This window comes from Halomonas sp. E14 (assembly GCF_052568415.1).
On record NZ_CP199423.1, the window covers coordinates 3,644,281 to 3,659,710 of the forward strand.

11 protein-coding genes and 1 tRNA gene are annotated in these 15,430 nt (G+C 70.4%); 8 read left to right on the top strand and 4 right to left on the bottom strand.

Features of this window, described 5'->3' with window-relative positions; all coding sequences use genetic code 11:
* Positions 1-90 precede the first annotated feature (90 nt).
* Genes ACT7B3_RS17185 through ACT7B3_RS17195 form a run of 3 tightly spaced genes read right to left on the bottom strand, consistent with a single transcriptional unit; the run spans position 91 to position 4,572 of the window.
* Positions 91-2,064 carry a M1 family metallopeptidase gene (locus ACT7B3_RS17185; RefSeq protein WP_445158769.1) on the bottom strand — a complete coding sequence of 658 codons (1,974 nt, stop codon included), beginning with the start codon at positions 2,062-2,064 and terminating at the stop codon, positions 91-93.
* A gap of 1 nt (position 2,065) precedes the next feature.
* Positions 2,066-3,223 (bottom strand): ChaN family lipoprotein, encoded by a 1,158-nt coding sequence (locus tag ACT7B3_RS17190; RefSeq protein ID WP_445158770.1) that lies wholly within the window; start codon positions 3,221-3,223, stop codon positions 2,066-2,068.
* Positions 3,224-3,270: 47 nt separating this feature from the next.
* On the bottom strand, positions 3,271-4,572 hold the full coding sequence (locus tag ACT7B3_RS17195) for an MFS transporter (protein WP_444678944.1): 1,302 nt from the start codon (positions 4,570-4,572) through the stop codon (positions 3,271-3,273).
* Positions 4,573-4,763: 191 nt separating this feature from the next.
* Here ACT7B3_RS17195 and ACT7B3_RS17200 point away from each other — a divergent pair, with 191 nt between their 5' ends.
* The 8 genes from ACT7B3_RS17200 (at position 4,764) to ACT7B3_RS17235 (ending at position 14,708) form a co-directional block, all read left to right on the top strand.
* Positions 4,764-5,189, top strand: coding sequence for a hypothetical protein (locus ACT7B3_RS17200; protein WP_444678943.1), 426 nt, complete (start codon positions 4,764-4,766; stop codon positions 5,187-5,189).
* A 125-nt stretch (positions 5,190-5,314) separates the two neighbouring features.
* On the top strand, positions 5,315-8,383 hold the full coding sequence (gene fdnG, locus ACT7B3_RS17205) for a formate dehydrogenase-N subunit alpha (protein WP_445158771.1): 3,069 nt from the start codon (positions 5,315-5,317) through the stop codon (positions 8,381-8,383).
* A 70-nt stretch (positions 8,384-8,453) separates the two neighbouring features.
* On the top strand, positions 8,454-9,329 hold the full coding sequence (gene fdxH / locus ACT7B3_RS17210; protein ID WP_445158899.1) for a formate dehydrogenase subunit beta: 876 nt from the start codon (positions 8,454-8,456) through the stop codon (positions 9,327-9,329).
* Positions 9,326-10,015, top strand: coding sequence for a formate dehydrogenase subunit gamma (locus ACT7B3_RS17215; RefSeq protein ID WP_445158772.1), 690 nt, complete (start codon positions 9,326-9,328; stop codon positions 10,013-10,015). Before fdxH ends, ACT7B3_RS17215 begins: the two co-directional genes overlap by 4 nt.
* The gene (fdhE, locus tag ACT7B3_RS17220) at positions 10,012-10,950 is read left to right on the top strand and encodes a formate dehydrogenase accessory protein FdhE (protein ID WP_445158773.1); all 939 of its coding nucleotides are present in this window, start codon (positions 10,012-10,014) and stop codon (positions 10,948-10,950) included. The genes ACT7B3_RS17215 and fdhE overlap by 4 nt, the downstream gene beginning before the upstream one ends.
* Before the next feature lie 129 nt (positions 10,951-11,079).
* Positions 11,080-12,555, top strand: a complete 1,476-nt coding sequence (gene selA, locus ACT7B3_RS17225) for an L-seryl-tRNA(Sec) selenium transferase (protein ID WP_445158774.1) — start codon at positions 11,080-11,082, stop codon at positions 12,553-12,555.
* Complete coding sequence (gene selB, locus ACT7B3_RS17230) at positions 12,552-14,573, top strand: selenocysteine-specific translation elongation factor (RefSeq protein ID WP_445158775.1); 2,022 nt, start codon at positions 12,552-12,554, stop codon at positions 14,571-14,573. Before selA ends, selB begins: the two co-directional genes overlap by 4 nt.
* 39 nt (positions 14,574-14,612) lie before the next feature.
* Positions 14,613-14,708, top strand: a tRNA-Sec gene (locus ACT7B3_RS17235).
* A gap of 19 nt (positions 14,709-14,727) precedes the next feature.
* Here the strand turns inward: ACT7B3_RS17235 and ACT7B3_RS17240 are convergent.
* Positions 14,728-15,387 carry a L,D-transpeptidase family protein gene (locus tag ACT7B3_RS17240; protein WP_445158776.1) on the bottom strand — a complete coding sequence of 220 codons (660 nt, stop codon included), beginning with the start codon at positions 15,385-15,387 and terminating at the stop codon, positions 14,728-14,730.
* Positions 15,388-15,430: the final 43 nt, after the last annotated feature.

A 15,430-nucleotide genomic window follows, 5' to 3' on the forward strand; every position in this document is an offset into this window, starting at 1 on the left:
CTGCCCCTGCCTCGCAGGGCGAATGTTGCGCTGCCGGCCACGCCGGCGCTCCGGGTACGATAGCGCATCGCCGCCGCAGCGCCCACCCGCTCAGCGGGTGAAATCGACCCGCAGCGTCGGCTCCTCCGGCGGCCGGGTGCTGCTCTCCAGCCCCGCCTCGGCGGTCAGCACCACCTGGCTGGCGCCCAGGTGGTGACGCAGGCCGCCGGCCAGCTGCGCAAGGGCGTCATGCTCGTCGCCGCTCAGCGCCACCAGCGTGCCATCGCGCAGGGCCAAGGCCCGCGCCCGACCCGCCGCTGCAAGCGCCTCGGCGGCATCGCCCAGCCCTTGCGCCGTGAGCCACTCGCCGACCGCGCGAGTCTCGCCGATCACCACCAACGGCGACGACGCTTCAACGTGGGCGTCACCGTGGCTCGCCAGCGGGCGGGCGAAGGCCTGTTCGGCCAGCGGCGCCAGCGAGGGTTCCAGCGCCAGCAGACGGCTCGCGGGGTCGAGCGCTGCCCGGCGCAGGATGGCCGGCGCAGGCGACAGCGCGCGAAGCACATCGAAGTCGGGGTCCACGTCCAGTGCCAGGGGCTCATCGTCCAGCACCAGCTCGAAGGTGGCCGCCTCGCCCTCGAAGGCCAGCCTCTCGCGGTGCTCGCCGCCCGCGGTGGTGACCACCAGCGGCACCAGCAGCGGCCAGGGCGCCGCACCGCCGGACTGACGCAGCGTGCCGGACAGCCGCCAGCCAGCGTCAGTTGCCCGCCGCTCAGCCTGGACGGCCAGTACCGGTCGCCCGGGGCGCTGGGTCCAGGCCGCGACGATCTCCTCGAGCGGCGTCTCGGCAGCCTCGCCGAGCGCCGCAGCAAGGTCCTCCCAGCCGGCCGGATGGTGCATGTAGGCCTCGGCGAAGCGGCGCAGCCCGGCATCGAAGGCGTCGTCGCCAATGCGCTGACGCAGCATGTGCAGCAGCATGGCACCGTGCTGGTAGCCGAGCAGCCGCAGCGCCGGGTCGCGCTGGGCGCGAAAGTCGATCGGACGCCGGTCGAAGCCGTCGGGCAGCGCGGCGAGGTCGTTCAGCCAGCGCCGTCGGGTGTCGCGCGCTTCGCCGCGGGCCTCGTCGAGGGCGTAGTCGGCCAGGTAGGTGGTCAGCGCCTCGGACCAGTTGCCGCCGGCCCCGCTCTGGCCAGCGTCACGCTGGCGACCCGAGTAGTCGACCAGCACCCCGGCGCCCCACCAGGCGTGCATCAGTTCGTGGGCCAGCGAGGTGCGCGGGATGAACGGCAGCGGTATGACCTGCTCGCCGAGCAGGGTGAAGCCGGGAAACGCCAGCCCCACCGGGGCCGGCGAGGCGGCGATGGTGAAGCTGTCGAAGGGATAGGGACCGACCCGCCGGGCGAAGCGCGGCAGGTAGTCGGCGGCGTGGTCGAGGTAGGTCTCGGCGTGGCGCTCATCGAGCGCGTCGGGAAACAGCGTGCGCAGCTGCACCCCGTCCACCTCACGCCGGCGCTCCTGCCAGGGTCCCGTCGCCACTTCGATCCATTCGGTGCGCGGATGCACGTGGCGCACCGTATAGCCTGTCGCTTCGGCCTGGGGCTCGCCGACCAGCGAGCCGGTGCCCACCGCCCGCTGACCCGGCGGAACCAGGATCTGCAGTCCCAGCGAGAAGGGGCCCAGCTCGTCGAAGCGCGGATACCAGCCGCCGTGGGCCGGCAGCAAGCTACCCTGCGGGGAGACCATGCCGCTCTCCCGGTCAAGGCGCCCCTGCCAGTGCAGGGTCAGCGACTCACCCGCGGCCGCCCGGATCAGGCGATGGCGCCCATCGCCGGCGGCGCGCACCGGCAGCGCCTGGTTCCCGGAGCGCGCGCCCAGCAGCTCGAGGCCGGGCAGCAGCGAGAAGTGGCGCGAGCTCGGCGGTGGGGTAATGGTCATGCGACCTTCGAGCCGACCTTTGGCGGGGTCGAGGTAGAGCGCCAGCTCGACCTTGGGCAGCGATGGATCGGCCTGCGCCGCCAGCCCCGGCAGCGCCAGCAGGACGAGCAGCCCGGCCAGGCGGAGGCAGCGCCACGCGCGCCCGGCCATCTCAAGGGCTCTCGCTGCGTGCCGGGAAGCGCGCGAGGATTTCCCGCTCGCCGCCGTCACGCCTGACCAGCAGCGGCAGCAGGGTGCCGGCCGGCTGGCGCCGCACCAGGGCGGTGAGGTCGGCGGGTCTGGCCAGCGCCTCGCCGGCCGCCAGCAGGACCACGTCGCCCGCCATCAGGCCAGCGCGCTCGGCCACCGAGCCCGCCAGTACGCCGTGGATCTCGATCCCCTGGTCGTGAGGGATGACATACACCCCCAGCTGCATCGGCGGCAGCGCCTGGTCCGGGCTCTCTTCGACCAGGGCGAACACGGCCCGCGCCAGGCCCGCCGGAGGCGGCGCGCAGCCCTCGCCGTTCACCGTCCAGGGCAGCAGGGTAGCGGACTCGCTCACGCCCAGGTCCGCCAGCTGGTGCGGCACGCCATGCTCGAACTGCAGATGGCCCTGCCCGATCAGCCCCACCACCAGCCCGGCCTCGCCCAACGCCTCGGCCAGCCCGGCGGCCATGGCACGGTCCCACACCAGCTGGGCAGCGACGAAGCGCTCGAGGCTCTCCTCCTCGTCCCCGCGCGAGGGGTGCTGGGCGTGCACCACGGCCAGGCGCTCGCGGTAGGCGGGCAGCGCCTCCGCCGGTGCAGTGATGCCGAAGCGCTCGCCTTCCGGTACGCCCTCCCAACCCTCGACGGCCAGCCGGCCGCGCAGCTCGGGGGTGACATTGATGGCCTTAAGCGGCACCCGGTGCAGACGCGCGAAGTGCAGGATCGGCAGGTAGAGCTGCGGGTCGAAGCCCCAGGCGGTAGCCCACTGACTGGCCTGGAGGAAGGCCGCCTCGTCGAGCTCACCGGCCACCCAGGCATCCAGCGCCGGCTGCGCCTCACGGGGCAGCATCTCCAGGCCAATCGCCATGTCCGGGTTGCGCGCATGCAGCCCGGCCAGCACGTGGAGCTGCCAGCGGTGGTGATCCATGCGGTCGTGCTGCTCGCCGAGCAGCACCACGTCGCGCCGGGCCAGCTCGGTGAACAGCGCCGCCGAGTCGAGGCGCTCGCCGCCGGGCTGGTACCACTGGCCGGGTGCCGGGCACGTATCGGCCGCTGCCGGCAGGGCCGCGGCAAGGCTGGCCAGTAGCAGCAGCGTGCGGGGCAAGGGGGGCAGGTATCGCATCGGCGTCTCCCTATCAGGCTTGCCTCATCATGGCCCATTCACCGTCCTCAGGCAGCCCCCGGCTGTGCCGACGACGGCGCTTCGTCGAAATGAAACTCCAGCTGGGTCGGCTCCAGGCGCGGGTCGAGCTCGGTAAAGTGCGGCGTTTCAAGCGTAGGCACCGCCACGAAGGGCTCCTGCTCGACCGCCTCGATCGGCTCGCCGGCACGTCGACGCAGGCGCAGCGCCACGAACAGCGCCAGCGCCAGCGAGGCCGCGCCGAGGAACAGCCACAGCCCATCGGGGCCGATCGCCTGCATCACCAGCGACGCCGAGAACGGCCCGATGATCGAGCCGATGCCGTACCAGATCATCAGCTTGGCGTTGGCCGCAACGATCTCGCCCGGCGCCAGCCAGTCGTTGGTATGCGCCAGGCTCAAGGCGTAGAGGGTGTGCAGCATGGCGGTATGGAAACAGGCCACCACCACCAGCAGCCAGAAATCGATGTGCACCAGCATCGACACCAGGGCGCCTGAAATGGTCATCACCACGGCCATGCCGAGGATCACCTTGCGCCGGTCGATATAGTCGGAGAGCCGCCCCAGCCCCCACTGGGCGAACAGCGCCACCATGGTGGTGATGGCCATGAAGCGCGCCGTCTCACCGGTGGTCAGACCGATCTCCTGGCCATAGAAAGGCGTCATGGCGAAGAAGGACTGCACCATCAGGCCGGCGGTAAAAGCCCCCACCAGCCCTACCGGGGCGCGCTCGAACAGGGTCTTCAGACGGATCTTCTGCGGCTGGATGTCGTGGGTCTGGCGCGGGCCGTGGATGCGCACGATCGACAGCGGCACCAGCGCCAGGGCAAACAGCATGCCAACGATGGAGAACAGCGCCGGGCCGGCCGGATCGGCCAGGTTGAGCATCCACTGCCCGCCGGCCAGCGACAGGGTCGAGATGATCATGTAGATCGCCAGCACCCGGCCGCGATTCTCGTTGGTCGACTCGCCCGAGACCCACGACTCCATCACCATCAGCATACCCGCCGTGGCCACCCCGCCGAGCAGGCGCCAGGCCAGCCAGGCCCAGGGGTTGACCCACAGGCCGTGGAGCATGGCGGTGACGGCAAGGATCCCGGCGCAGGCGGCGAATACGCGGATATGCCCGACGCCGCGAATGCGTTTCTCCAGCAGGTAGCTGCCCAGCACGAAGCCGAGCGAGAAGCTTGACATCAGCAGGCCCGCCATATGCGAGGGGAAGCCCTCGATCGACATGCGCACGCCGAGCAGGGTCATGATCAGGCCGTGGCCGAGCAGGAAGCTGATTTCACAGACGAAAAGGATGGGAAGGGTTGCCGGTAGACTGCGCAAGAAGTCACTCCCTTGACGTGGCCGAACGCAAACGGGCGCAGCACCTCGCCTCTCGAGGCGCCTGGGGCAAGTGTAGAAAGGCCGCCGGGCTCCCTGCCAGTCGACCGGCAAGCCGCTGCGCCTCGCTGTCGGCTTCGCTCGCCAGGGGCTAGCCTGTAGAGACACCCGACACCGCATGCAAGGAGGCCGCCATGGCAGGCAGATTCCCCCGCGTTCTGATCGCCCTTTCGCTGAGCCTGGCCTGGGCGGCCCAGGCCCAAGACCAGGGCCCGAGCGCCACCCCCGCCGTTCCCGACGAGAGCGCTGCCGGCATGGACCCGGCGGAGATCACCGAGGCGCCGGATGTCACCACCGGCCGGGCCGGCACCACCAGCGGCATCACCGGCGCGGACATGGACGAGCAGGACCAGGGCAGCGGCAGCGGCCAGACTCAGGCCGACGAACTGTTCCAGACCCCGGCGGCAGGCGCCCACGCCGGGCCCGCCTACGAGGTCGAAACTCCCGAGCGCGCCGACGAAGGCGACCCCGAGACCCTCCCCGATGCGCCGATCGGCGCCGACGACAGCGGACGGCGCGAGGATGGCGAGCCGCAGGCCAGCACCGACCAGTCGCCCTGAGCAGCCACCGTCCTGCTGCGTTACCGATGGAAACAAAGCGGCGGCAGGCAGGCGGGCAGAAGTCGCTACGCTTAAAGGCAGACCATGACAACACCAATGGGTACCGGAACCTGGCAGGAGGCCTCATGACCCTCAGGGTGACACGCAGACAATTCTTCAAGCTCGGGGCGGCGGGGATGGCCACATCCAGCCTGGCCATGATGGGCTTCGCCCCGGAGCCCGCCGTTGCCTCGATCCGCCACTTCAAGCTCACCGGCGCCAAGATCACCCGCAGCAACTGCACCTACTGCTCGGTGGGCTGCGGGGTGCTGATCTACAGCCGGGGCGACCAGGCGATCAACAACATCGACGACGTTTATCACGTCGAGGGCGACCCGGACCATCCGGTGAGCCGCGGCTCGCTGTGCCCCAAGGGCGCCGGGCTGCTCGACTACATCCGCAGCGACTCCCGGCTGCGCTACCCGCAGGTGCGCGAGGCCGGCGCCAGCGAGTGGAAGCGGATCAGCTGGGACGAGGCCTTCACCCGCATCGCCCGGCACATGAAGGACGACCGCGACGCCAACTTCGTCACCCAGGACGCCGAGGGCAACACCGTCAACCACTGGACGACGACCGGCATGCTGGCGGCTTCGGCCTCGACCAACGAAACGGCCTACTGCACCCACAAGATCGCCCGCAGCCTCGGCATGGTGGCGTTCGACAACCAGGCGCGCGTCTGACACGGACCGACGGTGGCAGGTCTTGCCCCAACATTCGGTCGCGGTGCCATGACCAACCACTGGGTCGACATTCGCAATGCCGACCTGATCATCGGTATGGGCGGCAACCCCGCCGAGGCGCATCCCGTGGGCTTCCGCTGGGTGATGGAGGCACGCGAGCACAACGACGCCCGGCTGGTGGTGGTCGACCCGCGCTTCACCCGCACGGCGGCGGTGGCAGACTACTTCGCCGAGATCCGCACGGGCACCGATATCGCCTTTCTCGGCGGGCTGATCCACTACCTGATCGAGAGCGGTCGCTTCCAGCGCGACTACGTGCTCGCCTACACCGATGCCAGCCTGATCGTGCGCGAGGAGTTCGGCTTCGAGGACGGCCTGTTCACCGGCTACGACGCCGACAACGGCGAGTACGAGACGGAGACCTGGCAGTACGAATACGACGACGAGGGGCACGCGCTGCGTGACGAGACGCTGATGCACCCGCGCTGCGTGTTCCAGCTGATGCGCCAGCACTACAGCCGCTACACCCTCGACGTGGTCTCGTCGGTGTGCGGCACGCCGCGCGAGAAGATCCAGCACGTCTGGAACATGGCCGCCGAGACGGCCGCCCCCGACAAGACCATGACCTTCCTCTACGCGCTGGGCTGGACCCAGCACTCGATCGGCGCGCAGATCATCCGCACCGCGGCCATCGTCCAGCTGCTGCTGGGCAACATGGGCATGCGCGGCGGCGGCGTCAACGCCCTGCGCGGGCACTCCAACATCCAGGGGCTGACCGACCTGGGACTACTCTCCGACCAGCTGCCGGGCTACCTGACCCTGCCCGACGACGACGAGCAGGACTACGAGGCGTACATCCGCGACCGCGCCCGCCCGCCGCTGGTGCCCGGAGAGGTCTCCTACTGGCGTCACTACGAGCGCTTCCACGTCAGCCTGATGAAGGCGTGGTACGGCGACGCCGCCACCGAAGCCAATAACTGGTGCTACGACTGGCTGCCGAAGATGGGCGAGGACCTCTACGACATCCTGCACACCTTCGAGCGCATGCATCACGGCGAAATGACCGGCTACCTGTGCCAGGGCTTCAACCCGCTGGCGGCCTTCCCGCACAAGGCCAAGGTCACCGAGGCATTGTCACGGCTCAGGTACCTGGTGGTGATCGACCCGCTGCGCACCGAGACGGCGGAGTTCTGGATGAACCACGGCGAATACCACGACGTCGATACCGCCGCCATCGACACCGAGGTGTTCCGCCTGCCCACCACCAGCTTCGCCGAGGAGGACGGCACCATCGTCAACAGCTCGCGCTGGCTGCAGTGGTTCTGGCAGGCCGCTCCGCCGCCGGGCGAGGCCAAGCCCGACACGGCGATCCTGGCCGGCATCTTCCTGCGCCTGCAGCGGCTCTACCAGGAGGAGGGCGGCGCCTTCCCCGATCCCATCCTCAACCTGCACTGGCCCTACCGGCGGCCCGAGGAGCCGAGCCCCGCGGAGCTGGCCCGCGAGTACAACGGCTGGGCGCTGGAGGACGTCGTCGACGAAGAGCGCAACCTGGTGATCCGCGCCGGCCAGCAGCTCGAGGACTTCGGCATGCTGCGCGCCGACGGCTCCACCGCCTGCGGCTGCTGGATCTTCGCCGGCTGCTGGACCGAGGCCGGCAACCAGATGGTGCGACGCGACAACTCCGACCCCTACGGCACCGGCCAGACGCTGGGCTGGGCCTGGTCGTGGCCAGCCAACCGCCGCATCCTCTACAACCGCGCCAGCGCGCGGCCCGACGGCACCCCCTGGGCGGCCAACAAGGCCGTGGTGTGGTGGGACGGCCAGCGCTGGGTCGGCAACGACGTGCCCGACTTCCCCGAGGAGTCGGCCCCCGGCATGACCCAGGGCCCGTTCATCATGAACCAGACCGGCCGCGGCCAGCTGTTCGCCCGCGACCGCATGAAGGAAGGCCCCTTCCCCGAGCACTACGAGCCGTTCGAGACGCCGATCGCCAGCAACCCGCTGCACCCGGACAGCCCGCTGGCCAAGCACAACCCGGCCGCGCGGATCTTTGCCCAGGACCGCGCCAACCTAGGCACCTTCGAGGAGTTTCCGCATGCCGCCACCAGCTACCGACTGACCGAGCACTTCCACTACTGGACGATGCACAACCGTCTGAATGCCATCGCCCAGCCGGAGAAGTTCGTCGAGATCGGCGAGGCGCTGGCCGAGGAACTCGGCATTGCCAAGGGCGACCGCGTGCGGGTCAGCTCCAAGCGCGGCCACATCGACGCCGTGGCGGTGGTGACCAAACGCATCCGCCCGCTGCAGGTGGCCGGCAAGACCGTGCACCAGGTAGGCATCCCGCTGCACTGGGGCTTTCTCGGCGAGACGCGCAAGGCCCACCTGACCAATACCCTGACGCCGTCGGTCGGCGACGCCAACACCCAGACGCCGGAGTACAAGTCGTTCCTGGTGCGCGTCGACAAGCTGTAGGGAAAGGAGGCCAGACATGAGAGGCGAACAGATCAACCTGCAGAACATCATCGCCCGCTCGGCGACCCCGGTGCCCTCGCCCCAGGAGCGCACCGGTGGGGTCGACCGGGTGACCAAGCTGATCGACGTGTCGCGCTGCATCGGCTGCAAGGCATGCCAGGTCGCCTGCGCCGAGTGGAACGACCTGCGCGACGAGGTGGGCGAGAACGTGGGGATCTACGACAACCCGCTCGACCTCACCCCCAACACCTGGCAGGTGATGCGCTTCAACGAGTACGAGAACGAGCAGGGCAACCTGGAGTGGCTGATCCGCAAGGACAACTGCATGCACTGCGCCGAACCCGGCTGCCTCGAGGCGTGCCCGGCGCCGGGCGCCATCGTGCAGTACGCCAACGGCATCGTCGACTTCAACTCCGAGCACTGTATCGGCTGCGGCTACTGCGTCACCGGCTGCCCGTTCGACGTGCCGCGCATCTCCGAGGTGGACGGCAAGTCCTACAAGTGCACGCTGTGCTCCGATCGGGTGTTCCACGGCCTGGAGCCGGCCTGCGTCAAGTCGTGCCCCACCGGCTCGATCATGTTCGGCACCCGCGACGACATGCTCGACCTGGCCGAGACCCGCACCGACTTCCTCCGCAGCCGCGGCTACGACAACGCCGGGGTCTACAACCCCGAGGGGGTCGACGGCACCCACGTGATCTACGTGCTGCAGCACGCCGACAAGCCGCAGATCTACAACGACCTGCCCGAGGACCCTCGCATCAGCCCGATGGTGGACGCCTGGAAGGGGCTGGGCAAGCCGCTGGCCTCGGCGGCGATCGGCCTGGCCGCGCTGACCGGCTTCTTCCACTACGTTACCGCCGGGCCCAAGGAGCACGGCGAGGAGGACGAACAGGCGGTTCGTGACGACGAGGCCCGCGATCGTGAACGGGAGGAGCGACCATGAGCCTGGCCAAATCCGATCCCCACCTGCGCCGCTACACCCTGGCTGAACGCATCAACCATTGGCTGGTGGCGATCAGCTTCGTGCTGCTGGTGCTCAGCGGCCTGCCATTTTTCCACCCCTTCTTCTGGTCGCTGACGGGGCTCTTTGGCGGCCCCACCATGACCCGCATCCTGCACCCCTGGATCGGCCTGTTCATGGTGCTGATGTTCGCCGTCATGGCGGTACGATTCTTTAAGGAGAGCCTGATCCGCCGCCATGACATCCAGTGGCTCAAGCAGATCAACGACGTGCTGTTCAACCGCGACGAGAAGCTGCCGCCGGTGGGCAAGAACAACGCCGGCCAGAAGCTGGTGTACTGGCTGATGCTGGGCTGCATCACCCTGCTGCTGATCACCGGGGTGATGATCTGGCAGCCGCTGGTCGGCGAGGCGATGCCGATCACGCTGCGCCGGCTGGCCTCGCTGGCGCATGCCTACCTCGCCTTCCTCGCCATCCTCACGCTGATCATCCACATCTACTCGGGCATCTGGGTCAAGGGTTCGTTCCAGGCCATGGTACGCGGCCGGGTGAGCAAGGCCTGGGCCCGCCACCACCACAAGCTGTGGTACGAGCACGAGATGGAGAAGGAGCGCAAGCATCGCGCGATCAGTCGGCGCCACGACAGCAGCGGACAGGAGACGCCGTGAACCACGCTTACGGTAGCGCCCCCACCGGGATCATGAACCCGGCAGAAGTGCGGCTGCCCACCGGCGACCACTTCGCCCGCCGCGCCCGGCGCCTGGAAACGCTGGCCGAGCGTCATCCGCCGCTGGGCGAGTTCCTTGCCTTCATGGCCCGGCTGGCCGCTGCCCAGCAGGTGGCGCTGGAACGCGGGATGCCGAGCTGGCAGCCCGCCCCGGGCGCCTTCGACCTGGCGCTTGCCCATGGCATGCCGCCGCTCAACGCCCAGGCCCTGCTGGACGACATCGACCTGCCCGGCGAACTCGAGGCCCTGCTTGCGGCGCTTGAGCTGCATGTCGGCGAGGCCCAGCGCCCACTGATTGCCGCCCTGCACCGGCTCCCGCCGCAGGCGCTGCGCCGGCTGGCCGGCCAGGTCGTGGCCGGCGAGGCCGGCGAGCCCGACATGCGCGGCCTGATGCCGCTGGTCGCCGCCGCCCTGCAGGTGGCCTGGCTGCGCCTGGTGCCCACGCTGCCCCACGCGCCCAAGCGCCCTCAAGGCGAGCTGCGCGCACTGTGCCCCTGCTGCGGTTCGCCGCCGGTGGCCAGCCTGGTCGAGAGCGACCCCCAGAGCAGCGGGGTACGCTATCTGCAGTGCGGCCTGTGCGCGACCCAGTGGTACTTCGAGCGCTCGCTGTGCACCCTGTGCGAACAGAGCGGCAAGCTCGACTACCTGAGCCTGGCGCCGGAAGCCGACGCCGCCGCGGTCGGCGACCCCGGCGTAGCCCAGGCCGAAGCCTGCGGCGACTGCGGCGGCTACCTCAAGCTCTTTTCCCGTGCGCTGGATGCCGACGCCGAGCCGCTGGCCGACGACCTGGCCAGCCTGGCGCTGGACCTGCTGCTCGGCGAGGAAGAGCGCTACCGGCGCAGCGGCTACAATCCGCTGCTGATCGTCGAGGGCTGAGCCGGCGGTTGGACGCTGACCGCCCCGACGTGCTATGCCATAGGGAGCCCAACCACGAGAGAGCGCGGGAAGCAGCGACGCCTCCCCGCAAGTAGAGTGGCTGACCCCGACATGGACATGAGCACGACAATGGACGTTCGACGCCAACTGCCCGCGGTGGATGCCTTGCTGGCGCATCCCGCCGTGGACGCGGCCCGCCTGCACCACGGCCACCGCCTGACCCGGCGCGCCGTGCGCCAGGTACTCGACGAAGCCCGCCGGCGGCTTTCCGCCGGGCTGGCCTCGGAGCTCGCCTCCCAACCCAGCGAACCCTCCGCCAACCCGCACGACACCCTGGCCGCTGCCGCCGTCGAGCGGCTCGCCGAGCTGGCCCGCCCGGCCTGCCGCGCGGTGTTCAACCTCAGCGGCACCGTGATCCACACCAACCTGGGGCGCTCGCCGCTGACCGAGGCCGCCATCGCCGCCATGGCCGAGGCGGCCCGCCACCCCATGGCGCTGGAGTACGACCTGGAGGATGGCGGGCGCGGCGACCGCGACCGCCTGGTCGAAGGGCTGCTGTGCGAGCTGACCGGCGCCGAGGCCGCCACGGTGGTCAACAATAACGCTGGCGCCGTGCTGCTGGCGCTGGGTGCGCTGGGTGCCGGCCGCGAGGCGCTAATCTCGCGCGGCGAGCTGATCGAGATCGGCGGCGCCTTCCGCATGCCCGACATCATGCAGGCCGCGGGCTGCCACCTGCGCGAAGTGGGCGCCACCAACCGCACCCATGCGCACGACTTCGAGTCCGCCATCGGCGAGCACACCGGGCTGATCGTCAAGGCGCACACCTCCAACTACGCCATCACCGGCTTCACGCAAAGCGTGCCGGAAGCCACGCTGGCCGAGATCGCCCACGCCCACGGCCTGCCCTTCCTGGTCGACCTGGGCAGCGGCGCGCTGGCCGACTTCAGCGCCCTGGGCCTGCCCTACGAGGCGCAGCCGGGTGACGCCATCGCCGCCGGGGCCGACGTGGTCACCTTCAGCGGCGACAAGCTGCTCGGTGGCCCCCAGGCGGGCATCATCGTCGGGCGCCGCACGGCCATCGCCACCATCAAGCGCCATCCGCTCAAGCGCGCGCTGCGCCTGGACAAGCTCACCCTGGCGGCGCTGGAGGCCACCCTGCGGCTCTACCGCGACAGCGACGCCCCCGAGCGCGACATTCCCACCCTGGCGCTGCTGACTCGCGGCGAGGCGGAGATCGCCGCCCTGGGCGAGCGCCTGCTGCCACGCGTACGTGAGCTGCTGGCCGACTTCGACGTCACGCTCGCCCCCTGCGCCAGCCAGCTCGGCAGCGGCTCGCTGCCGGTGGACCGGCTGCCCAGCCGGGCGCTGGCGTGGCGCTCGCGCGCCGACACGCGACGCCAGCGCGAGCGCCAGCTGCGCCGCCTGGAAAGCGCCCTGCGCCGGCTGCCGCGCCCGGTCATCGGGCGCATCCGCGACGCCGCCCTGCTGCTCGACCTGCGCTGCCTGGCCACGGCGGCCGACGAAGCCGTCTTCCTCGGACAGCTTGCCGAACTGCCCGAGCGTTACGCCGCCCCTGGTGGAGCGAACAACGGAGGCACGCCGTGATCGTCGGCACCGCCGGCCACGTCGACCACGGCAAGACCGCGCTGATCCAGCAGCTCACCGGCATCGACACCGACCGGTTGAAGGAGGAGAAGGCCCGCGGCCTGACCATCGAGCCCGGCTTCGCCTACCCCGAGATGGACGAGGGCATCGAGCTCGGCTTCGTCGACGTGCCCGGCCACGTGCGCTTCCTGCACCACATGGTGGCCGGCAGCGTCGGCGTCGACACGGTGCTGCTGGTGGTGGCCGCCGACGACGGCGTGATGCCGCAGACCGTCGAGCATCTGCAGATCCTCACCTTGCTGGGGCTCGACCGCGGCGTGGTGGCGCTGACCAAGGTCGACCGGGTCGACGCCGCGCGACGCCGCCAGGTGCGCGAACAGATCGCCACGCTGCTGGCCGACACGGCGCTGGCCGAGGCACCGCTCCACGAGGTGTCGAGCCATACCGGCGAGGGCGTGGAAGCCCTGCGCGACCGGCTCTGGACCCTGGCCGCCCGGCGCCAGGCCGCACCGGTGCAGGGCCACTTCCGCCTCGCCGTCGACCGCGTCTTCACCAAGCGCGGCGCCGGCGTGGTGGTGACCGGCACGGCCCTGGCCGGCCGCGTGAAGGTCGGCGACAGGGTGCAGCTGGCGCCTTCCGGCCTGACGGCTCGGGTGCGCGGCCTGCGCCGCCAGCACCGCGAGAGCGACCATGCCCGCCAGGGTGATCGCGTGGCGCTCAACCTCGCCGGTGGCGCCGTCAGCCGCGACGCCATCCAGCGCGGTGACTGGGTGGTGGCCGAGGCGCTGGCGGCACCGCTGCTGCAGCGCTTCGACATCGACCTCAGGCTGCTCGATGACGCCCCCACGCTCAGGCACTGGTCGCCGGTGCAGGTGCACCTGGGCGTGGGCCGCTACAACGGACATGTCTCGCTGCTGCAAGGCCAGCGCCTCGGCCCGGGCGAACGCATGCTGGGCCAGCTGGTGCTGGATGCACCGGTGCACGCCTGCCTGGGCGACCGCTGCGTGATCCGCGACCCCGCGGCCGGCATCACTCTGGGCGGGGCCACGGTGCTGGAAGGCGACCCGCCGCGCCGCGGCCAGCGCCGCCCAGAGCGGCTGGCCTGGCTCAGCGCCCTGAGCCGCTGCGCCGCCCACACGCCGCTCGACCTGTCCCCGGCGCTGCGCGAAGGGCTGGGGCTTGGGAAAACGCGTGGGCAAGACGCCGAACCGTACGCGGGCGAGGGAGCGCAAGACGGGTCAGGCAAGGCACAGGAGCCGGCGCCGAGCCAGGCCCAGCCGCCTGCCGGCGTCGACCTGCATGCCCTGGCGCACAACGCCAACGTCGCGCTGTCGGGGCTGGTCGACGCCGTGGCCGCGCTGGGCGGCGAAACTCTGACGGCACAGGAGCATGCCCGCGCCTTCTCGGCCGAGGCCATCGCGACGCTCGAGGCCCGGCTGCTCGACGCCGTAGCCACCAACCACGTGCGCGACCCTTCGCTGCTCGGCACCGAACGTGGCCGGCTGACGCGCCAAGCCGTCCCCTGGCTGCCCGAGGCAACGGGTCGGCAGCTGATCGAACGGCTGGTAGCCTGCGGCAAGCTTGAGCCCCAGGGCCCCTTCGTCGCCCGCCCCGGCCACCGCGCCGTGCTCGGTGAGGACGACGAGACGCTGTGGCAGCGACTCGCGCCGCGCATCGCCGCCGCGCCCTTCCAGCCGCCGCGGGTACGCGACCTGGCAGCAAGCGAAAGCCTCGACGAAGGGCGCATCCGCGAAGTGCTCAACGCCTGCGCCCGCCTCGGCCGGCTCTACCAGGTACGCCGCGACCACTTCTATCTCGCGGCGACGGTCGCCGAGATGGCCGCCATCGTGCAGGCGCTGGAGCGCGAGCATGGCCGCATTCGCGCGGCCGACTTCCGCGACCGCATCGGCACCGGCCGCAAGCTGGCCATACACCTGCTCGAATTCTTTGATAAGGTAGGCTTCACGCGCCGCATCGGCGACGAGCGCGTGGTACGCAATGCCGAGATGTGGCAGTAGGGCAACGGCCCACGGAGGCTGTCACACGACACCGCTCAAGGAAGAGGATCGACCCCCGGTGGGGCGGCCAGACTTCAAATCTGGCAGGGGCTGCCAGCGGTCCCTGGTGGGTTCGACTCCCACGCTCTTCCGCCAGCGCCCCCGCCCGTGTTCGTCAGCCCTTGATCACCACCCGCGTGCCGATGCGCAGCCAGGGGTCCAGCGCGCGAATCTGCTCGTTGTTTACCGCCACGCAGCCTTCGGTCCAGTCGAACAGCTCATGCACCTCCGGGTCGCCCCGGCCCAGGCCATGGATACCGATCAGCCCGCCCAGCGCCGTGGTGTGCGGCGCCCGGCCATGGCGTCGCCGGTACTCCTCGATGTACCAGTACTCCTGCAGGGTGATCTTGCCGCTGCGCAGCGCCTCCTCGGCGACCTGGGCATTGGGATAGTCGAAGCCGAAGAACAGCGCAAAGCGCGAGGACCGGTTGATGCGATCGACGCGAAACTCGCCGATCGGCGTCATCGAGCTGCCCTTGGCGCGCAGCGGCGCCGCCCCGCCGGCACCGTAGGCCAGGTGATCGATACGCTTGATGACATGCTCGCCGCGGAACACCCGCACCAGGCGATTGCGCAGGTCGATGCTGAGCCAGACCTCGTCTGGCGTCAGCCCTTCGGGCATGGCGATGGCGTCCAGCGCCTGCCACAGGGTCGGGGTGTCGCCCAGCATGCCGTCGAGGTGGTGCGAGGAATAAGGAATGTTGGCCTGTACCGTCGGCCCGAAGGTAAAGAGGCCCGCCATCAGGACGGCGGCCCGGAAAAGTGCCCTGTTCATTCAGCCCTGCCCGCGCGTTTGTCGTGTCGACCTGACCAGGTCG

What these genes read in the sequence shown, in the direction of transcription:
- ACT7B3_RS17200 (WP_444678943.1), top strand. Translation starts at nt 4,764, where the DNA reads ATGGCAGGCAGATTCCCCCGCGTTCTGATCGCCCTTTCGCTGAGCCTG.
- ACT7B3_RS17190 (WP_445158770.1), bottom strand. Translation starts at nt 3,223, where the DNA reads ATGCGATACCTGCCCCCCTTGCCCCGCACGCTGCTGCTACTGGCCAGC.
- ACT7B3_RS17185 (WP_445158769.1), bottom strand. Translation starts at nt 2,064, where the DNA reads ATGGCCGGGCGCGCGTGGCGCTGCCTCCGCCTGGCCGGGCTGCTCGTC.
- ACT7B3_RS17215 (WP_445158772.1), top strand. Translation starts at nt 9,326, where the DNA reads ATGAGCCTGGCCAAATCCGATCCCCACCTGCGCCGCTACACCCTGGCT.
- ACT7B3_RS17240 (WP_445158776.1), bottom strand. Translation starts at nt 15,387, where the DNA reads ATGAACAGGGCACTTTTCCGGGCCGCCGTCCTGATGGCGGGCCTCTTT.
- selA (WP_445158774.1), top strand. Translation starts at nt 11,080, where the DNA reads ATGGACGTTCGACGCCAACTGCCCGCGGTGGATGCCTTGCTGGCGCAT.